Source organism: Saccharothrix longispora, from assembly GCF_030852425.1.
In the GTDB taxonomy this organism is placed as follows: domain Bacteria; phylum Actinomycetota; class Actinomycetes; order Mycobacteriales; family Pseudonocardiaceae; genus Actinosynnema; species Actinosynnema longispora.
Map to the genome: position 1 here is coordinate 11,203 of NZ_NSDM01000029.1, position 20,201 is coordinate 31,403.

Genomic DNA, 20,201 nt, shown 5'->3' on the forward strand with positions numbered 1-20,201 from the left:
ATGGGAATGGCCTGTGCGGCCCTGTTGGCCGGGTGGATTGGGCGCAGGCCGTTCAGCGCTTCGCCGTTCGGTTCCACCGCCGTTCGGCATGCGCGCCCCGTCCTGACCTGTGGCACAACCCATCCACAACCGGGCGCACCTAGAAATCACACCATGAAGTTCATGATGAGACGACTGGTCCTGGCGATGGCCGTGATGGTCGGGGTGGTGTCACCCGCGTCGGTCGTGCAGGCCGCGGAGTGCTCCCCGGCTCGGGTGGCGGTCGCGGAAGCGAACCAGTACGAGGGCACCGAGGTGGCCGACAACCTCACCTTCCAGGTCACCGCTACGGCCGACGCGGGCTGCACGCCCAGTGGTTCGGTCCACTACCGCGTCGTCGGCGACACCGCCGACCCCGAGCAGGACTACGTCAAGGTCACCGGCACGGTGGTGTGGACGGCCACCTCGTCCAGGACCCAGGCGGTGTCGGTCCCGATGCGCAACGACCCCATGCCAGAGTTGGACGAACGGCTGCTCCTCGAGCTGTTCGACGCCACCGGGCTGACGGTGACCGAGGGGACCGCGGTCGGCTGGCTGCGCGACGACGACGGCCGGGTGACCAGGTCGGTCGAGACGACCGTCGAGGGCGGGAAGATCTGCTGGGTGCCGGACACCTGCCGGGTCCGGATCAGGTTCTCCGTGCCGCTGCGCGCGCCGGTCACGGTCCACTACCGCACCCGTGACGTCACGGCCGTCGCCGGTTCGGACTACGTCAAGGTCGTCGATGCCAAGGTGACCGCGCAAGCGGGCGCGACGACCGTCTTGGCCCCGGTCACGCTGCTGTTCGACCAGACCGCGGAGCCCGCCGAGGTGTTCGAGCTGGAGATCTTCGCCCCGACCGCGGGCCGGGTGGTCGGGGGCGTCGCCCCGGTGACGATCAAGTCCGGCCAGTAGCCGCGGCCTCGGCCGTCGCACCGACCTGCCGGTACAGCCGGATCGCCCGGTCCCAGTGCCCGCGCGCGACGGCCTGGTCACCGCGGCGGATGGCGAGGTCGCCCAGGTCACGGTGCACGTGGGCCTCCTCGAACGGGTCCGGCACGCGGGAGCGCTCGGCCAACGCGGCCGTCAGCGCTCCCGTTGCCGCATCGAGGTCGCCCGCCCGCAGGTGTGCTCGCCCGAGCAGGTCGAGGACGGTGGCGACGCCGTGGCGGTCGTCCACCTCGCGGCTGATCGCCAGCGCCTGCTCGAGGTGCTCGACACCGTGCCCTGCCCGGTCCAGGTGCGCGACACCGATGTCGGCCAGTACCTCCCACTCCAACCACCGGTCGCCGCTCTTGCGGCTCAGGTCCAGGGCCTGCTCCAGGTCGCGCAACGCCACGTCCGGCTCGCCGCGAAGCAGGTGCGCCTCGCCGAGCGTGTCCAGCGTGCCCGCTTCCAGTCGGATGTTGCCCAGCTCGCGGAACACCTCCAGGGCCCCGTGGAGCGGTGCGAGGCTCGTTTCCGCATCACCCATGCGGATGTAGGTGTGCCCGAGGTTGCGCTGGGACAGCGCCAAGCCGAGCCGGTTTCCCGCGCGGGTGCAGCAGTCCACCGCGCGCAAGTGCGACCGCACCGCCTGGTCGAACCGCCGCAGCTCGGCCAGGGCGTTGGCGATGTTGTTGTGCACGTGCCCTTCACCGGCCAGGTCACCGATCCGCCGCACGATCGCCAGCGCCTTGTGGTTGACGTCGATCGCTTCCGCCAGCCGGCGGGTCATGAACAGCGCGACACCCCACGCCCGCAGCATCTCCGCCTCGGCGGCCTGATCACCGAGCCTGCCGGCGGCGTCGGTGGCGACCCGGCACAACTCGACTCGTTCGTGCCAGTGCCCGGTCACCTCGTAGAAGCCGGTCAGCAGGTAGGTGAGCTGCCAGGCCACGGTCAGCTCGCCCCGGTCACGGGCGAGCTGCACTACCGGCAGCAAGTTCTCGCGCTCGCCTTCGAGGAACGTGACGGCGGCGTGCCGGTCCGGCTGGAACGGGGGCTCGCGCCACGGGTGACGGATCACCGGCCGCACCAGGTCGCGCGCCGGGTTCGCCAGCTGGTTCACCTCGTACGCGGCCTGCGTGTACCAGTCCAGCAGGCGCGCGGTCGCCTGCGCCTCGTCGTCGCCGGTCAGCTTGCTCCGGGCGTACTCGCGGACCAGGTCGTGGAACCGGAAGCGGTCCGGTTCGACCTCGGTCACCAGGTGCGCCGCGCCCAACGAGGCCAACGACTCGCGCGCCGACCCGACGCCCGACAGGGCCGCCGCCAACCAGGAGCTGAACGTCGCACCCGGCACGACGCCGGCCAGGCGGAACACGCGTGCCGGTTCCTCGTCCAGCGGGTGGTAGGCGCTCGCGATGACGGTGCGCACGGTCCGCGAGTCACCTTCCACGGCGAGCCCGTCCAGACGGGCACCGGCCAACTCGGAGACGAACGATTCGACCGTCCTGCGCGGACTGCCGAGCAGTCGGGCCGCGGCGATCCGCAGTGCGAGCGGCATCCCGCCGCACTGCTCCGCCAAGGCCGCGATCGCTTCCGGCTCCGCCTCGACCCGCCGCCCACCCAGCACGGCGCGCAGCAACGTCACCGACTCTTCGTGCGACAGGGCGTCCAGCGGTACGGCGTGGACGGCGTGCCAGGCGGCCAGCGCGGCGGCCGAGCGCCTCGTCGTGACGACGAGCAGGGTCGCGCCGCTGCCCGGCACGAGCGGCAGGACGTCCTGCACCGCACCTGCGTTGTCGAGCACGATCACGCACCGCCGGTCGTGCACCAGCGTCCGGTACAGCGCCGCGCGCTCTCCCCCGTCGGCGGGGATGCGGTCTTCGGGCACGTCCAGCACGCGCAGCACGTGCGCGAGCGCTTGGGCGCCCGACAACGCGTGCTCCGGATCGTGACCGCGCAGGTCGAGGAACAGCCGCCCGCCGGGGAACCGGTGCGCGACCCGGTGGCCCCACTCCACCGCCAAAGAGGTCTTGCCCATCCCGGCGGGACCGGAGATCACCGCCACCGGCAGGTCACCGCCCTCCGCGAGGAGCTGGTCCAAGCGGGCGAGTTCCTCGACGCGTCCGGCGAAGTGCCCCACCCGGGCGGGCAGCTCGGCGGGCGCCCGACCGGCCGGCGGGTCCAGGGCCGGGTCGCGGCGCAGGATCGCGGTGTGGAGCTCGACCACGTTCGGGCCCGGGTCCACGCCGAACTCCTCGGCGAGCTGCCGGCGCAGCCGCTGGAAGGCGTCCAGCGCGTCGGTGTGCCTGCCCGACCGGTACAGCGCCAGCATGTACAGCCTGGTCAAGCGTTCACTGGTGGGATGGGCGGCGAGCAGGGCGGGGAGTTCCGCCACGGCCTCGTCGTGCCCGCTCGCGCGCAGCTCCGCGTCCCACAGGTCCTCCCAGGCCGAGAGCCGCAGCTCGTGCAACCGGTCCACCTCGCGCAGCGCCCACCCGGTCAGGGCGACGTCTGCGAACGCGTCACCGCGCCACAACGCCGTCCCGGCGCGGAACAGCTCGGCCGCGCGAACCGGTGACCGTTCACCGCGCCCGGTCCGGATCAGCGCCTCGAACCGGCGCACGTCGACGTCACCGTCCACCAGCAGGTAGCCGGGCTCACGGGTGAGCAGCACGTCGTGCAACCCGGAGTCGGCCAGTGCGCGGCGGATGCGGGCGACGTGGCTGTGCAAGGTCTTGATCGCAGTGCGCGGCGGGTCGTCGCCCCACAACGCGTCCACGAGCCGGGTGAACGGCAGCACGCTGCCGGCGTGCAGCGCGAGCACGCCCAGCACCGCCCGCTGCCGTGCACCGATCAGCGCCACCGTGCCGAGCGGACCGCGCGCCTCGACCGGTCCGAGCAGGCTGATCTGCGGCACAACCGGTCCGCAGCCGGTCGACAGCCCACCGTCCGTAGACCTTTCACCACGACGGTCCGCGTGATCGTCCACGAACAGAAAGGTACCCGGATGAACACCAGAGCCCGCAGCCGCTTTTCGGCGCTGCGCCGCGCGTCCGTGCCGCTGGTGGTGATGGCCGCGGCCCTCGCCGGGCCGGGTCAGGCCATCGCGAACGCCCAGGTGACGGCCGCCGCGAGCACGCAATTGCCGCCGACTCCCGGACCTGCGTCACCGGAGCGGACAAATCCGCAGGTCTTCGCGCTCGCTCAAGACGCCAACTTCGCGTTGCGGTACTCCTTCGCGGCGGTGGCGGCCGACTTGGGCAAGACCTACCCCACGGGCACGGTCGAAGCAGACCTCAGGACCGGTCTGCTGACCCTGCCGACCGCTCGGCGCGACCCGATCGTCGCGGTGGCCAAGCAGGCCGTGGCCGCCGGTGCCCAGACCAGGATGACCCAGTTCGGCAGGCATGGTGCCCTGACCGTCGAGCAGTACCGGTCGCTGGGCTTCACGGGCGCGTTCTCCTCGGCGCGGATCGACGCCACCGCGCTCAAGGCGGCGATCAACAGTCGTGCGCAGGTCCTGGCGCGGGAGGGCAAGGCCGCCGAGACCGCGGCCAGGAACGCCGCGGCCGAGCGCTTGCTCGACCTGATCACGACGCCCAAGGTCAAGGCGCTGGACTTCCGGGTCGACCGGGTGACGGCGGTTGACGAGACCAACCCGGAGCTGGGCGGGGACTCGATCCTGCTCGGCGGCCTCAGGACCGACAACCTCGGTGTGACCGGCAAGGTCGGCCAGTGGATGGTGCACGACGACTTCGACGACGGCGAGGTCGTCAACTACGACGACCCCGGCAAGGCGTTCACCCAGTTCTCCACGACCACGACCGGTGGATGGCCGCGCAGCTTCGTGGCCGTGGTGATGATGGCCGAGGAGGACAGCGGTGGTTTCGCGAGCGCGGTGAACTCCGCGTGGGTCAAGGTCAACGAGAAGGTGAAGGAGAGGATCGCCGCAGAGGTCGCCGACGCGAGCTCCGAGCACGTCGCCGCGGCCATCGCCGAGGCGATCGGCCAGGTCGTCGCCTGGCTCGTCGGCGCTTTCGTCGACTGGTTGCTCAGCTTCTTCGAGGACGACCTGTTCGAGGCGCGGACCGCGCTGGTGACGCTGCCGCACCGGTACGGCTTCCTCTACCGGGACTCCTCGGATCTCGGCTGGACCAACCTCCGGCTGCCGCCCACCGAGATGCAGTTCGTCGGCCACGGCGGTGACTACCGGGTGAAGGTGCACTGGCAGGTCCACCTCTGATCGACCACCAGTGGGGCAGGCCTCCCCGACGCGAGCCGGGGAGGCCTCGGTCGTGTCGCCACCGGTTCATCGCAGCACGCGACCTCGTGCCGTAGCACCAGAAGTTCCACGTCCTCGGCCGCGGAGGACCGGCCGAGGAGCACCAACCAACCGCCAGTTCGACGAAGATCGGGTACAGCGGTGGTAACGCCACACCTCAGGATCGCGCTTTGTCGGCCGAAGGGCCGGGATCGCTGCGGCTCAGCGTTCCGGTGCAGGGTTCCGGCACCTCGCGGGCGCGGTTCCTCGACCAGGTGCTCGGTGCCGCGGCGGTGGTCTTGCTGCGGCTGCGGGCCGGGATTCGACGATCACGGTGGGCGCGGTGCGTCGCCGGGCGTGGCGTACTGTCGCCCGATCCACCGGCCAGCCGTGGAGGACCGTGGGCGAGAAGGAGATGAACCCCTCGACCCGCAAGTGGGAGATCGACAGGGTGCCGATCACCTGCGAAGCGCTCCTGGATCACATCCTCCGGTGATCGACTGTGGAGGTCCGGTCACGCTCGGCGACGGCCGGCTGAGTGGAGTGCGGTTGCGGGATCAACGCTGAACGGGGCCCTTCGGTACAGGCTCCGCCGACAGTGGGCGTTTCATCGTGGTTGGCTGATCCCCACGCCGTTCGGCGGAGTCGGGTTGCCGCAGTTCAGGCTACTGGAGCGATCCCGGTGTGTCGGAGTTCGCACTCGATTGACGTGAGCACGCCGAGTGCGGTGTGGCGTCGGCGGCCGTACCAGGAAGTTCCTCGACCCGCGCGCTGTGCGCGGCTTCAACCTGCATGGGCGGAGTTGTCGGCCACACGGGTTCCACGACACCGAACGCATCCAGAAGGACCTCGGCTGACTCGGCTCCGACGAGTACGAAGCCGCCTGGCGCACCGCCCAGCCCCAGCCGACCACCATCCCGGCATCACCGACCGCATCCAGGTAACAACCACCTCGGGTTGTCGGGGAAGATCACGTTCGCGAGCCGGGTCAAGAGGGTCCGAGTGCGGCGGCGGCCCGCACGCGGGACCGCAGCCACTGGTGGGCGGGTGAACGACCGGTGCGGGGGTGCCAGTACATCGTCATGGTCAGTTCGGGCAGGGTTGTCGCCATCTCGACCTCCCGCAGGCCGAGAGCCTCGCGCTTCAGTTCGAACAACCGGCGCTGGACCGTTGTGACGAGGTGGGAGCGGGACACCACTTCCAGAGCCAGCGTGAACGAGCCAACGGTGACCACGGGGGGTGCCGCCGACTCGAGAGCGGCAACCAGGTCGATCGTGTTGTCCTGGGACGTGAACGGAGTCAGTCGCACGCGCGGTGTTGTCGCCAGCTCTGCCGCGCTCAGCGGGTGGTCGAACGAGGTGCTGTCGCGCGCGGCGGCCAGCACGAACTCATCGGTGAACAAAGGGGCGCGCGGGAATCTGTCCAGCTCGGAGTTCAGCAGGTACGACGGCCAGAAGAGCAGGTCGCACCGCATCGAGCGGACGGCGTCGACGTAGTCGGGCCCCGGTGGCGCGATCTTGATCCGCACACTGGGCGCCTCGGCCAGCAGGCGGGGCAGCAGCGGTCCCAGGAGGACGGTCGTGGTGTAGTCGCTTGCGATGACGGTGAACGTGCGCTTCGACACCGCGGGATCGAACTGCCGATTGGCGTTCACCATGTCACGGGCCGAGAGCATCATCTCCTGCACCGGTTGGCGCAGTGACTCGGCGAAGGGGGTGAGCACGAGCTCGCGGCCGTCGCGCACGAGCAGCGGGTCGTCGAAGACCCGGCGCAGTTTGGCGAGCGCGGCGCTCATCGCGGGCTGGGTGACGAAGATCCGTTCGGCGGCTTTCGTGACGTTCCGTTCGATCAGCAAGGCGTTCAGCGGGATGAAGAGGTTGAGGTCGAGCCTGCTCCAGTCCTGGGACGCCGGCTTGTCTTCTCCCGTCACGTTCGCACGCTCCAACCGACATGGACGAAGGTCACCCGCACGTCGGCTCACACGAGCGCAGGACGCACTACTCCGCAGCATCGCTGTCGGGCTGGGCTGATCGTACTAGGCGAGAGGTCCGTTTGCTCGCCCCTGGGCGTTGTCGTCGCGACCGTCGGGAAGCCGCCTCGCGCAGGACCGGACCGCGGTCGGACAGGAGTCTCGACGAGACCCGGCCTCCGCGACGCGTTGCGCTCGGGTCGAGCGAACCAGGGCGGTTGCTGCAGCAACACCACGATCAAGGTGTGATGCATGACATGTCGATCCGGGGAGCTCGACCCTTGACATGGTGAAGACTCGTTGAGCCGTTCCGCCCGCGGTCGGTGGTCACCGCACCGCCATCGGTGACAGCGGCGGTCCGGCGTGGTCGGCCGTACTGGGTCCTCGCTGTTCATCGCTTGGTTGGTCGAGGTGATGGCGGACTCGGTCACCCGGATCGCGGTGATGGAGGACCGCGGCCTCCGCGGCGCGATGAGCCGGGCCGAGGACCGTGCGCACCTGCCGGCCGCGCGTGGGGCCACCTGGGCGGCGGGGACGGTTCCGGTCGGCAGCGACCGATCTGCTGGAGGCGGACGAACTGCGGACCGCTCGGCACGGGCTGAACCCGCGTGCGGTGATGTGGCGCGCTTCGGCGGCTTCGCGCGCACCGGCGATTGCACGCGCGGACCAGCAGGGCACAGCCCGCCCGCGGCACGCGATCAAGCTGGTCGCTCCCGGTCCTGTCCGGGGGGCAGGTGCGGATGTGGGCAACACCACCAGGGGAACAGCACTGCCGCGCCGTGCGGACCTCGCCGCCGCGCCGCGACCGGCTGAGCGGTCAGGGGATCACCACCGCCTCCCTGGCCGGGGCTTGCCCGTCCGACCGCGAGATCGCGGATCAGCTCGACCTCACTGCTCGCACGGTGGAGCACCGTCCGACCGGCCCTTGCCCGAGCTGGGCATCCCCTGCTGCGGCGACCTCGCGTTCGCGCTTGCTTGACCTGCGGGGCGTGCGTGTCGCGCCACGCATCCAATCTGCTTATGCACCCCATACGAACGACCGGGTTCTGAGAGCCGAGCCGGGTGGCTACCGTCGTAGCCGTCAAATATTCCCCGTGACCGCGCCACGACCGAAGCGATCCAGCCGTGAACACCGCGTCGTCGCTCCGAGCGACGAGCGCCAGCCCTGACCGCCCACGTCCATCCGGATCGCGGAGACCGCGCTCGACAGCCCGGACTGCGTGAGCCATGTCGCGCGCTTCCGGGAACGAACCGGGACGAGCATGGCCGCGAAATCGCGTTCCAGGCCGTGGAACGGTTTCCGGGTCGGCTGAAGCCGCGGGTTCGACTTCGATCGCCTATCGAGCCGGCCAAGTGAAACCTGATTCCGCGCCATGTGGGCGGCCTGCCCGAGATCTGTGAGGTATCAATGACGCGTTCAAGTTCTGGCAGCCCTGCCAACGACGTTGCCGTCGTGGGGCTGGGCCTGCGGTTGGCTGGTGGCATCTGTGAACCGGCGGACTTCTGGGCCGGCTTGATCGCGGCACGCAGTGAGGTCGGGAACCTTCCCCAGGATCGGTGGTCGGCGTACCGGGCACACGGTCCCGCGGCCGTCGCCGCGGTGAATCGAGCAGTACGTCGCGCCGCCTACCTGGAGGACGCGGCGAACTTCGACGCCGAGTTCTTCGGCATCACACCCAAAGAAGCGGTTCTGATGGACCCGCAGCAGCGTCTCGTGCTGGAAGTCGTGTGGGAGGCCCTGGAACACGCCGGTATTCCGCCTCTGTCGCTCGCCGGCAGCAACGCTGCGGTGCTGATCGGCGTCGGTGGTGGTGAGTACGGGCAGTTGCTGCTGAGCGATCCTGAGCGGATCGGCCCGTGGAGCAGCATCGGTGGGGCCTACTGCGCCGTCGCAAATCGGGTTTCCTACTTCCTCGACCTGCGCGGCCCCAGCCTGGCGCTGGATTCCGCGTGCTCGTCATCGCTCGCGGCGATCCACTTCGGACGGCAGGCGCTGCTCTCCGGAGAATGCGACGTCGTGATCGCGGGCGGGGTGAACCTGATCGCCGCACCCGCGCAAACTCTGTCGCTGGGAGCATCGGGAGCGTTGTCGGTCGACGGCAGGAGCAAGCCGTTCGCGACCTCGGCCAACGGTTACGGGCGAGGCGAGGGTGCGGGTGTCGTAGTGCTCAAGCGGCTGGACCACGCCCGGCGCGACGGCAACAACGTTCTGGCTGTCGTTCGCGCCAGCACGGTCCGGCAGGACGGTCGCACCAACGGGATCATGGCGCCCAACGGAACCGCACAGCAGGAGATGCTCCGATCCGTCTACGAAAGAGCCGGCATCGACCCGTGCGCCGTGGACTACCTCGAAGCGCACGGCACTGGTACGCCCCTCGGTGATCCGGTGGAGGTGGCCGCGGCTGCGGCGATCTTCGGAGCCGGTCGGGCGCAGGGCTCCCCTCTGCTCATCGGGTCGGTGAAGGGCAATGTGGGGCACCTCGAGGCAGGTGCCGGAGTGGTCGGCATCATCAAGACGGTGCTGGCCATGCGTGCCGGTGTCCTGCCTCCCACGGTGGGGGCGCGGGACGGCGTCAGTGCGAAGGTCGAGGCAGAGCAGTCGATCAAGGTGGTGGCCGAGCCGACCGCCTGGCCCGAGGTCGCGGGCAAACCGAAGCTGGCCGGTGTGTCCAGCTTCGGGTACGGGGGCACCATCGCGCACGTCTGCCTGGCGGAAGGCGACCCGCTGGAACCGGGCACCGAGCGAGGCGGCACCGGTGGTCCGTCCCTGCTCGTGCTGTCCGCCGCCACCCGGGAAGCGCTCGCGCCGACGGCGAGCAGGCTCGCGGACGCGTTGGAGACGGGTGATCAGGACGTCGGGGCGGTGGCGGCCACGCTGGCGCTGCACAGGTCGCACCTGCCGTGGCGGACCGCCGTGCTCGCCGGCGACTGCGGCGAGGCGGTCGATCGGCTCCGGGCGTGGTCCGCGACTGGAAGAGTGCCGGGGGTCGTGCACGGTCGAGCGGCCGAGCAGGCCGCGGGACCGGTGTTCGTCTTCTCCGGGCACGGTTCCCAGTGGGCGGGCATGGGACGTGAGCTGCTCCGCGTGAGCAAGCCGTTCGCGTCCCTGTGCGAGCAACTCGACCCGATCTTCCGCGAAGAGGCGGGATACTCGCTGATCGCCGAACTCGAAGAAGGGGACTGCACGCAGACGGACCGCGTTCAGGCGACGTTGTTCGCCATGCACCTGGGCCTTGCTCAGGTGTGGCGGTCCTGGGGTGTCGAACCGGTGGCGGCACTCGGTCACTCCATGGGCGAGATCGCCGCGGCCGTGACCGCGGGCGTGTGGAGCGCCGCAGACGCCGCGCGGTTCGCCTGCCGGCGCGCGAAACTGCTCAAGACCGTTGCGGGCCGCGGTGCCATGGTCCTGCTCGACGTGCCGTTCGACGAGCTGGAGGAACGGCTCGTGGGCAAGACCGGCTTGGCAGCGGCGATCCAACCAGCTCGCGGGTGGTCTGTGCTGGCTGGTGACGTGGCTGCGGTGGAGGAGTACGCGACCCTGCTGGCCGGTGAGGGCCGTGTGGTCCGCCGAGTGGCCTCCGACGTCGCCTTCCACAGCTCGCACATGGACGAACTCGTCGACGATCTCGGCGCGGCTGCGCATGGGCTGTCGATCAGCTCACCGTCGTTGAGGCTGTACGGCACGGTGCTCGACGACCCGCGTTCCGACGCGCCGCGGGATTCCGGCTACTGGCAGCAGAACCTCAGGCGCCCGGTGCGGTTCGCGGCGGGCGTGGAAGCCGCGGTCCACGATGGGCATCACCACTTCCTGGAGATCTCGCCGCACCCCGTTGTCGTCCACAACATCGCCCAGATCGCGGAATCGCTGTCCGTGCCGGCGGTCACCACGGCGCACTCGTTGCGTCGTGAGCAGCCGGTCCTCGAGGAGATGACCGAACAGCTGGGCAGGCTGCACTGTGCCGGCGTCCGGGTCGACTGGCGGGCCCATTGGCCCCGCTCGGTAGCGGTCGCGTTGCCGCGCACGGCTTGGCAGCACGACCGGTACTGGCTTCCCGAGGCACCGGCGGACCGGGGCGCAGGCGGTCACGATCCGGAGTCCTTCACCCTGCTCGGTTCCCGGATGGCGGCTGCCACCGTGCCGCCCTCGGCTGTGTGGCAGACGAACCTGTCGCCTGGGAACAGGCCGTACGATGCTCCGCACACCGTGCACGGGGTGGACATAGTTCCCGCTTCCGTGCTGTTCTGCACGCTCGCCGACGCCATCGCGGGTGAAGCGGACGGGCCGCGTCATCTCCGTGACGTCGTCCTGCGCACACCTCTGCCGGCCGAGCAGAACCGCGCCGTGCAGGTCGTTTGCCAGGACGGCAGGGGGGTGCTCTCCTCCCGCCTCGAGGAGGCGTCCGAGGGGACGTCCTGGACCACGCACACCTCCGCTCGCGACGGCGGTGCCGGCACGTTGCGCGCCGACCCGTTCGAGGTGGTCGAAGACTCGGTGCCCCCGATGCTTCCCATCGGCACCGATGGGGTGCTCGAGCTGCTCCGGCCCCTCGGGGTTTCCGGTCTGGCCTTCGACTGGCAGGTGGATCAGCTCCAGCACGACGACGACGTGGTGCACGCGACCGTGTCGACGCCTGGTCGTACGCCCCACTGGGCGGTGGTTCTCGATGCCGCCACCACGTTGTCCTCGCTGCCGCTGGCCCGGCAGGGCATCCACCGCATGCCCGCTTCCGTCGAGTCGGTCGAGTGGACTGGTCCTGCCCCGTCCTCGGCCCACCTGGTCGCACGCCTGCGGAGCGGCACCGTCGACACCATCGATCTGGACCTGCGAGGGGCCGACGGGCGGTCGGCTGCCAGAGTCACCGGACTCCGGTTCGGTGTGCTCGACGCGGACCAGACGTTGCTCGCCGACCCGCGGACCCTGTTGCACGGCCTGTCCTGGCAACCGCTGGAAGTCGCGGCTGTCGAGACACCCGCGGCCACGGTCACGTTGGTCTCGACCGAGCCGTCAGCGATCGCCGAACGGCTCGCCGAGCACCTGGTGCGGGCCGGCCTGGGGTGCACGATCGTCGGAGCCGCGGACGCCATCTCATTGCCGATCGGTGACGAGCCGCACCACGTGTTGTACCTGGCACCGTTTCCCGGACGGGGACACGAGTACGACGCGACAGTCCAATACCTGACCGATTTCGCCGGCGTGACCCAGTCCGTGGTCGAGGCCGACCGGCTGGGAACCAGGTTGTGGGTCCTCACGCGGGAAGCGCTGGCCTGTGCCAGTCCCGCCGCCCTCACGCATCGACCCTTGTGGGGAGCGGCACGGGTGATCGCCACCGAGCACCCGGAGTTGCGCGGTGGCGTGCTGGACCTGGGGGAATGCGACGACGCCGCGTTCGAACTGCTGGCGAGGGTCCTCCACGAACCCCCGGCGGAGGACTGGTTGGTCGTCCAGAACGGGGGACTGCTCACCGGTCGCGTAGTGCCTCGACCGGACCGCGTCCGGACGTCGCCGGTGAGCCTGCGACCCGACGCCACCTATCTGGTGACCGGTGGTCTCGGAGCACTCGGCCTGGAGGCGGCGCGTCACCTCTGTTCCCGGGGTGCCCGCCGGCTGGTCCTGACCAGCAGGCGGGGACTGCCGCCGCGGTCCACCTGGGACGAGCAGCACGACGCCGCGACCCGGCGCGCGATCGGCGTTGTCGAGGAGCTCGAGAGCCAGGGGGTGAGCGTTCTCCCGCTCGCCCTGGATGTGACCGACGCCGACGCCGCTCGAGCGATGCTGACGCCCGACTTCCTGCGCATGCCACCCGTCCGAGGCGTGGTTCACACGGCCGGAGCCGTGCGCGGCCGCCTGGTGGACGACTTGGACGAGGACGCGATCCGAGAGACGCTGCACGCCAAGGTGCTCGGGGCGTTGGTGCTGCACGAGCTGTTCCCGCCGGGCAGCATCGACGAGATGGTGCTGTTCTCCTCCACCGCACCGCTGGTCGTGTTGCCCGGCTGCACCGCCTACGCCGCGGCCAACTCGTTCCTGGACGGCCTGGCTGCACACCGGCGGCACCAGGGCGGGAACACCACCTCGATCGCCTGGACGGTCTGGCGCGACACGGGCATGGGCAAGCTCACCGCTGACGGACTCCAGAGCATGGTGGCCCAGGGCTTCGGTGACATCACCCCGTCAGAGGCGCTGCGTGTGTGGAACTGCCTGCACACCACGGATGACGGCTACGCGTTGGTGGTCAAGCCGACCACGCCCCCGCCAGGAGGACGTCGTGCGCTGTTCGAACACGTTCGTGATCCCCGGAACGGCGAGTCGGGCGAGGGAACGGCGACGACGGAGTCGGCCGCTCTCCTGCGTGAACTGCCTGCGGACGAGGTGTACGACGCGGCGATGGCCGTGATCCGGAGCGTGGTGGCGGCTGAAACCGGTGTTCCGGAGCACCGGATCGAACCCGAACGACCGTTTTCGGACATCGGCCTGGACTCGGTCATGGGTATCGCCATTCGGGGCAAGCTGCAGCAAAGCACCGGGATCGACCTACCCGCCAGCGTCCTCTGGGCCCATCCCACGCCAGCGGCTCTGACGCGCCACCTCAGCGCGATGGCGGCGCGTTGAGTTCCCAGCGCCGCGTCAGGCGGCGTTCGCCCTCAGGTGACACGCTGCTGTGGACGTAGCGGGTGGCGACCTCCATCACGAAGAACACGTAGAGCCGCTTGAGGGTGACGGCGCAGTCGACGTGGAGGAAGTCGCAGGCCGACGTGCCGGATGCCTGGGCGCGCGGGAACCTCCGCCAGGAGGTGTCGGTGTCGCGCCGGGGAGCGGGCGGTGTCCGCAGGCGCACGAGCACGCGCCGTAGGGTCGAGTCGGCTACCCGGTGGCCGAGCTTGAGCAGTTCGTCCTGGGTCCTGCGGTAACCCCAGCCGGTGTTACCGACCTGTGCTCGTGCGGCCGTCGGGGGAGTCGGCGGACCAGCGCCGCGAGCACGGCGCGATCGGCCCGGTCCAACCGCGGGCGGGGGTTGGACCGGCGCAGCACGGCGACCTCGTGCCGCAGCATCAGCAGTTCGACGTCCTTGGCGGCGGAGGAGCGCCCGAGGAGTGCCGGTCAACCGCCGAGTCAAGCGAAGATCAGGTACAGCAGTCGTGGCGTCACGTCCCACGATCATGCCGCCGTGGCGCATCGGGCACGATCACCGCAGGTCAGCGGCCCAGCGCAGAATTTGTGGCACCCCGCAGGTCGAGCACGACCCCCCAGCAGGCGCTGGACCTGCTGGAGATCGCGTGGACCTTCGACCCGCACAACGAGTTGATCTGCCGCGACATCATGCGACTGCAGGAACGCCTCGGACAACTCGACGCCATCCCGCGCACACTTACCCTGCTGACCAGCAGACTCGCCGAAGTCGACGACCGGCCCACCCCGCGGGTGATCAGCCTGGCCGACCGGCTGCGCCACCGTGACGACACCACCGCCGACACCCTTCAGCAGTCAGGGACCGACCGACGCGATACGACACGACACGACACGACAGGGTGACGAACCCGACGAAGCGCTGCACCGACCGGAAACGTCCGAGACCCCTACGGGGCGTGGTGTCGTGGACACCACGCCCCGTGCTCGGGACGAGTTTCGCCGTCATCGCTTTCGCGAAGTGGCAACTGGAGGACGAGCCGTCAGCCGACGCGGATCGACTGCTCGCACCGGTGGTGGACTCCGGCGATGTCGACTGGACGCGGTTGCACCGCCCGGGCGCGTTCACGACACCTGACCTTGGAGCGCTCGCCGCGCGGACAGGTCCCGGGGAGGAAAGCCTTCGGGAGTTCTTTCCGCGGGGGCGCAGGAGCCGTTGAGAGGGGGCGATGGACGCGGCTGCTCATCCCACGGCGATCCCGCGGGCCTTGAGGGTGTCCTCGGTGCCGGGGGCGGCCATCATGGCCTCGTCGCCGCCGTGGATCACGCGGAGGTTGGGCAGCAGGTCGAGGTCGTCCAGTGAGGTGACGTCGAAGAGGTCGTCCTCTCCGTCCCAGAACGGCGAGCACTGGTGGTAGATCTCCAAGCCGCCGTCAGTGGTCAACTCCTCCACAGCGGCCAGTTGGTCGGGGGTGATCTCCAAGTCGGTGAAGTACTGGCGGGCCTCCTCGAGGACGGTGTACAGCAGGTCCTGTTCGTACAGGTACTTCCACAAGTCGCCGGTGGCGCCCTTGGCGTGGAGAACGTCGGCGATCCGGAAACGGGGCTGGATCACCTTGTCCTGGTACATGAGCTTGTCGATGACCAGCAGCTTGAAGTTGAAGTCGCGGAACACGCCCCACTACCTACCAGACCGCCCCGACAATCCGGGCAGCCGACCCACGCCTCCTGATCGGCGAATCGTGCACGCTGACGCCGCCCCGGCGGACAAGTCGAGCTGACCGCCGACCGGGCGGCGCCCCTTTGCGGACTCCGGCCGGCCGGCACGTGCGGGCGGGGGCTCGGCCCTGAGGACACCGACCACGGCCGCGGTGACGTCGGTCGGCACAGCAGCACCCCGATGTCGGCGGTCAGCGCGCCTCGACGCACTCGACGGTCGTGGTCTTGCCGGCCCCGTTGGGGCCCAGGATGCCGAAGATCTCGCCCTGCTCGACGGCGAAGCCGGCCCCGTTCACCGCGGTGTGGTCGCCGTAGCGCTCGACGAGGTCGTGCACCTCGACGATCGCCATGCGGAGAAGCCCGCCGCCCGCGGGGACGCGCCGGATCGACCACGCGGGCGGGGATCGACGCGGACGCGGTAGACCCCCTCCATCCTCCGATCGGACGATGGAGGGCGGGGTCCGGAGCCGGAAGCCCCGGTGTTCCCCGCGTCACACGGACTGGAACCTGACACCGGTGTCACGCCTTAGCTTCGTGACGTCCTCGGGCTGAACGCCGAACGAGGACGACGAGAAGGGAATCCGTGATGAGCACAGCCCTGGGGTACCGCACTTTCGGTTCCGCCGACGTCCAGGAGTTCTTCGACCGGCCCGACCCGGCCCCTGGTCCCGCCGAGGTCCTGATCCGCGTCATGGCGGCGGGGGTCAACCCGATCGATCACCTGCTCCGTTCCGGCCACGTCCGCGAGCTGAACGGCCACCTCCCCTTTCCCCAGGTCCTGGGCATCGAGGCCGCCGGCACGGTCCTGGCGGTGGGGGACGAGGTGGCCGGCCTGGCCGTCGGCGACCGGGTCACCGGGTTCGCCCTGACCGGTGCCGGCACGTACGCGGAGACGACCCTGCTGCTCGCGGAGTCCACGGCCCGCATCCCCGACGCGCTGCCGGAGACCTGGGCGGCGACCATCCCCGTCGCCGGCACCACCGCGCTCGACGTCCTCGACCAGCTCGCCCTGCCCGCCGGGGCGTCGCTGCTGGTCAACGGGATCGGCGGCGGTGTCGGCACGGCCGTCGCCCAGATGGCGCGGGACCGCGGCCTGGTCGTGGTCGGCACCGGCAGCGCGGCCAAGCGGGACAGCGCGACGGCCACCGGGGCCGCCTTCGTCGACTACACCGCCGGTGACGTCGTGGCCCGGCTGCGGGCGCTGGCCCCGGACGGCTTCGACGCCGTGGTCGACACGGCCGGGGGCGACTCGTTGCGCGCCGTCGCCCCGCTGGCGGCGAGGCCGGACGCGCTCGTCTCCGTCGGGGACGGGTCGGTGACCGAACTCGGCGGCGCGCCCGTCCACCGCCGCCTCGACCGAAGCGGCCTGGAACGCGTCGCCGCGCTGATGGTCGCCGGGCGGCTCGACCCGAACGTCACGGCGACCTACCCGCTCGCGCGGGCGGGGGAGGCGCTGGCCCTCGTCGAGTCCCGCCACGCGGCGGGCAAGCTCGTCATCGACACGGGGCTCTGACCTCACGACGGGGTGACCTCACGACGCGCGGTGAAGACCCTCCTCGGCGGGACCGGGACCATCCCGGTCCGCGCCGAGCCGGTACCGGGTGTTCGCCTCGATCAGCGCGTCGAGGGCGTCCCGGGCCTCGGCGAGCCGGGTGATGTCGGCGGTCAGGCGGTCGCGTTCCCCGATCATCGTGCTGAAGGCGCCTTCGGCGATGTCGGGGTCGTCGCTGTCCACGCAGGGCAGCAACCGGGCGATCACCCTGCTCCCCAGCCCCGCGTCGAACAGCCGCCGGATGATCCCGACCCGCGCGATCTCCGCTCCGGTGTAGTACCGCTGGCCACCGCTCGACCGTGTGCTGTGCAGCAGGCCCTGCTGCTCGTAGTACCGCAGTGACCGGGCGCTGACCCCGGTCAACCGGGCCAGTTCGCCGATCCGCATGGTCACGGGGGGAGACGTCGTGGTCACGAGGTCCCCGTCCCGCGCACAAGCCGATGCCGCCACCCCCGCAGTCTAGTGCCGCGTCCCCGGGCCCGACCCGGGACGCGGCCGGCCTGCTCCAGCCGGCCGCACTCGCGCCAACCCGGCCCACGACCCGCTTGAGGTGCCGGAATGGCGGAGGACGGGTTCGTCGAAGTGCGCGGGGCCAACCGGGCGACAACGTGGTCCCGCACCTCGTCGCCGTGGCGTTGCTGGTCACCGGACCGATCGTCTACGCGGCCGACGACGGCGGCACCGTCGGCATCGTGCTCATCGTGGTGCTGCTGCCGCTGGGCATCGCCGTGTGGTGCGGTGTCGCGCGCGCCAAGCGGCGGCTGCTGCGCCTGGACGAGGTGGGTCTGCCCGCGACCGTCGTGGTCCTGACCGTGGAGCCGAGCAGCGAGGACGCCACGGTCAGGGTCCGGCTCCTGGTCAAGGGCCCCGACGTGCCCGAGTTCGTGGTCGAGCACGACACCCGGTACGACCCCGGCCTGAGGCCGGGGAACAAGCTCGTCGCGTCGGTCGACCCCGACGACCACCGCGACTCGGACTGGACTACCGGGGAACGCCGCGGTGCCCCACGAGGCGGGTGCCGCCGGGCCGGGCCGGTGGGGGCCGGGGTCAGGCCCCGGATTCGCGCCGCTCGGCCATCGTGTCCGGGGCGGACTCCGGGACCTCGGTGCGCAGGTCCGAGTCGCGCAGCACCTCGCGGGCCTGGGCCTCGGGGTCGGCGCTGCCGGTCTCCAGCTCCTCCGGCAGCAGGTTGGCGCGCGTCCGCGTCCGCTCGTCGACGCCGTTGCGCCGGTCGAAGACCTCGGGGCGGTCCAGGTCGTGCTCGCGCCGGAGGCGGGCCTCCTCCTCGGCGGACAGCTCGGTGGTGCCCAGGTCCAGCGGTTCTCGTTCGGTCACCCCCCTGCCGTACCCCGGACGGGGGCGTTCCACGCCTCCCCGGTGGCTCGGCGCTTCGGTGGCCCGGGGGACCGCCGGTCACGTCGGGTGATCGGCCAGGTCCGGGACGTGCCCGTCGAACGACGCGCCCCACTCGACGGGCACGCCGTGCGCGTGCGCCTTCGCCACGGCGGTCAGGAAGCGCCGCCGTCCGCCGTCGTGCCTCCGGAGCGTGGCGATCACCGCCGGGTCCTCCTCGCGCGGCGTGTTCGCGATCGCCGGGGCCAGGATCGGGTGCGGGCTCGCCTCCACGCACGTGCCGTGGCCGTCCGCCCGCAACGCCCTGGTCGCCTGCTCGAAGCGGGCGGTCCGGCGCAGGTTGCGATACCAGTGGTCGGCTCCCGGCACCGTCGTGTCCGCGAGCGGGTCGCCCGTGACCGTGGAGCAGAACGGCGTCCGCGCGCGGACGGGCGACGGGATCTGGCGGCGTGGTGGCGGGCGAGAAGGTCTCGGTGCCAACCTCCGCTCCGCCGGCGACGATGACCTTCGAGCGGCACACGTTCTGGAGCGTGGCGTGGTGGGCGTGGGCGGGAACTCGGGGAGGTGGCGAACATCTCCGCCCATGAGCGTGACGCCGGCGGTCCGCCGCCACCGGTCGACCTGTGGCGAGCCGGACCGCATCGCCGGCAGACGTCGTCCGAACTGGGGCGTGGGCGCGCCAGGACCACCGTGCCGACTGCCGACGGTACCGGCGGACCTCTACTGGTGGGCCGGAGACGTGGCGTGGATGAGGGAGCGGACCGAGTCGCGGATGACGATGTGGGTGCCCAGCATGACGTGCTCGGCCGTCCGGGACTTGTCCCGTGCGCGTTGCAGGGCCATGCGTACGGCGGTGCGGCCCAGCTCCTCGTGGGGCACGTGGACGGTGGTGAGGTCGATGTCGGCGGCGGGGGGCAGGTCGTCGAAGCCGACCAGGGAGACGTCGTCGGGGATGCGCAGGCCGTGTTCGCGCAGTGCCTGGCGGGCGCCGGCGGCGATGAGGTCGTTGCCGGCGAAGACGGCGGTGAAGTCGCGCGGCCCGGCGGCGAGCCGTTCGCGGATCATCCGATGGCCCTCGCTGCGCTCCATCGTGCCCTCGACCTCCAGGCCGGGCTCGTGGGGCACCCGGTGGTCGGCCAGGGCCTTGCGGTAGCCGGTGATGCGGCTCTCCGGCGTGCTGTAGCCGTCACGGCGGCCGAGGAACAGGATGCGCCGGTGGCCGGCCGAGAGCAGGTGGCTGGTGATGGCGTAGGCGCCACCGGTGTTGTCGTACTCCACGACCAGGGCGGGCACGTCGGGGCCCAGCGGCGGGCGTCCGCACAGGACCAGCTGCGAGCCGGCCAGGGCCAGCGCGCGGGCGTAGTCCGCCATGCGTTCGCGGTAGGCGTCGTCGGCCACGACGTTGCCGACGAGGATCACGCACTCGGCGTGCTCCTCGCGCATGAGCTGGATCGTGGCCAGCTCCCGTTCGGCGTCGCCGCCGGTGGTGCCGACGATGCACAGCTTGCCCTCGACGGCGGCCTGGGTCTGCACGCCCTGCGCGACGTGGGCGTAGTGGGGTGAGATGACGGAGTTGACGATGATGGCGACGCTGCGGCTGCTCGCGCCGGCCAGGCCACGGGCGTTGGCGTTGGCCACGTAGTCGAGCTCGCGCACCGCCCGCATGACCTTGGTGCGGGTGGCGGGAGCGCTGGGGTAGGTGCCGGAGAGGATGCGCGAGACGGTGGCGACGGAGACGCCCGCGTGCGCGGCCACGTCGCGGATCGTCGTGGGCCGT

14 protein-coding genes and 2 pseudogenes are annotated in these 20,201 nt (G+C 71.0%); 6 read left to right on the plus strand and 10 right to left on the minus strand.

The window, feature by feature from the left end:
* Positions 1–162 precede the first annotated feature (162 nt).
* Positions 163–933 carry a Calx-beta domain-containing protein gene (locus CKY47_RS35385; RefSeq protein WP_306750751.1) on the plus strand — a complete coding sequence of 257 codons (771 nt, stop codon included), beginning with the start codon at positions 163–165 and terminating at the stop codon, positions 931–933.
* Here the strand turns inward: CKY47_RS35385 and CKY47_RS35390 are convergent.
* The gene (locus tag CKY47_RS35390) at positions 917–3,862 is read right to left on the minus strand and encodes an AfsR/SARP family transcriptional regulator (protein ID WP_306750752.1); all 2,946 of its coding nucleotides are present in this window, start codon (positions 3,860–3,862) and stop codon (positions 917–919) included. The genes CKY47_RS35385 and CKY47_RS35390 overlap by 17 nt on opposite strands.
* A gap of 90 nt (positions 3,863–3,952) precedes the next feature.
* On the opposite strand from CKY47_RS35390, the gene CKY47_RS35395 reads away from it, so the two are divergent.
* Positions 3,953–5,188 carry a hypothetical protein gene (locus tag CKY47_RS35395; RefSeq protein WP_306750753.1) on the plus strand — a complete coding sequence of 412 codons (1,236 nt, stop codon included), beginning with the start codon at positions 3,953–3,955 and terminating at the stop codon, positions 5,186–5,188.
* 1,006 nt (positions 5,189–6,194) lie between these two features.
* Here the strand turns inward: CKY47_RS35395 and CKY47_RS35400 are convergent.
* The gene (locus CKY47_RS35400; RefSeq protein WP_306750754.1) at positions 6,195–7,136 is read right to left on the minus strand and encodes a LysR family transcriptional regulator; all 942 of its coding nucleotides are present in this window, start codon (positions 7,134–7,136) and stop codon (positions 6,195–6,197) included.
* A gap of 1,447 nt (positions 7,137–8,583) precedes the next feature.
* Between CKY47_RS35400 and CKY47_RS35405 the strand changes: the two genes are divergently transcribed.
* Positions 8,584–13,785: a type I polyketide synthase gene (locus CKY47_RS35405; protein WP_306750755.1), complete on the plus strand. Its 5,202-nt coding sequence runs from the start codon at positions 8,584–8,586 to the stop codon at positions 13,783–13,785.
* On the opposite strand, the gene CKY47_RS35410 is transcribed toward CKY47_RS35405, so the two are convergent.
* On the minus strand, positions 13,763–14,017 hold the full coding sequence (locus tag CKY47_RS35410; RefSeq protein ID WP_306750756.1) for a hypothetical protein: 255 nt from the start codon (positions 14,015–14,017) through the stop codon (positions 13,763–13,765). The two genes, CKY47_RS35405 and CKY47_RS35410, sit on opposite strands and share 23 nt — an antisense overlap.
* An 89-nt stretch (positions 14,018–14,106) precedes the next feature.
* Here CKY47_RS35410 and CKY47_RS35415 point away from each other — a divergent pair, with 89 nt between their 5' ends.
* Complete coding sequence (locus CKY47_RS35415) at positions 14,107–14,706, plus strand: hypothetical protein (RefSeq protein ID WP_306750757.1); 600 nt, start codon at positions 14,107–14,109, stop codon at positions 14,704–14,706.
* A gap of 337 nt (positions 14,707–15,043) precedes the next feature.
* Here CKY47_RS35415 and CKY47_RS35420 read toward each other — a convergent pair whose 3' ends face one another.
* Positions 15,044–15,475 carry a DUF6892 domain-containing protein gene (locus CKY47_RS35420; RefSeq protein WP_306750758.1) on the minus strand — a complete coding sequence of 144 codons (432 nt, stop codon included), beginning with the start codon at positions 15,473–15,475 and terminating at the stop codon, positions 15,044–15,046.
* A gap of 244 nt (positions 15,476–15,719) precedes the next feature.
* Positions 15,720–15,869: pseudogene (locus CKY47_RS35425) on the minus strand (ATP-binding cassette domain-containing protein); the annotation flags it as partial.
* A gap of 236 nt (positions 15,870–16,105) precedes the next feature.
* On the opposite strand from CKY47_RS35425, the gene CKY47_RS35430 reads away from it, so the two are divergent.
* Complete coding sequence (locus CKY47_RS35430; RefSeq protein WP_306750759.1) at positions 16,106–17,032, plus strand: NADP-dependent oxidoreductase; 927 nt, start codon at positions 16,106–16,108, stop codon at positions 17,030–17,032.
* Positions 17,033–17,050: 18 nt separating this feature from the next.
* Here the strand turns inward: CKY47_RS35430 and CKY47_RS35435 are convergent, their stop codons facing one another.
* The 4 genes from CKY47_RS35435 to CKY47_RS35450 form a co-directional block, all read right to left on the minus strand.
* Entirely contained in the window at positions 17,051–17,458 is a 408-nt protein-coding gene (locus CKY47_RS35435) for a MerR family transcriptional regulator (protein WP_306750778.1), read from the minus strand.
* Positions 17,459–17,729: 271 nt separating this feature from the next.
* Positions 17,730–17,933 carry a hypothetical protein gene (locus CKY47_RS35440; protein ID WP_306750760.1) on the minus strand — a complete coding sequence of 68 codons (204 nt, stop codon included), beginning with the start codon at positions 17,931–17,933 and terminating at the stop codon, positions 17,730–17,732.
* 185 nt (positions 17,934–18,118) lie between these two features.
* The gene (locus tag CKY47_RS35445) at positions 18,119–18,406 is read right to left on the minus strand and encodes a hypothetical protein (protein WP_306750761.1); all 288 of its coding nucleotides are present in this window, start codon (positions 18,404–18,406) and stop codon (positions 18,119–18,121) included.
* Positions 18,407–18,484: 78 nt separating this feature from the next.
* Positions 18,485–18,904, minus strand: coding sequence for an acyltransferase domain-containing protein (locus CKY47_RS35450; RefSeq protein ID WP_306750762.1), 420 nt, complete (start codon positions 18,902–18,904; stop codon positions 18,485–18,487).
* Here CKY47_RS35450 and CKY47_RS37145 point away from each other — a divergent pair.
* Positions 18,871–19,011 (plus strand): annotated as a pseudogene (locus CKY47_RS37145) (hypothetical protein); the annotation flags it as partial. The gene CKY47_RS35450 and the pseudogene CKY47_RS37145 sit on opposite strands and share 34 nt — an antisense overlap.
* A gap of 133 nt (positions 19,012–19,144) precedes the next feature.
* Here CKY47_RS37145 and CKY47_RS35455 read toward each other — a convergent pair.
* The gene (locus CKY47_RS35455; protein ID WP_306750763.1) at positions 19,145–20,179 is read right to left on the minus strand and encodes a LacI family DNA-binding transcriptional regulator; all 1,035 of its coding nucleotides are present in this window, start codon (positions 20,177–20,179) and stop codon (positions 19,145–19,147) included.
* Positions 20,180–20,201 lie beyond the last annotated feature (22 nt).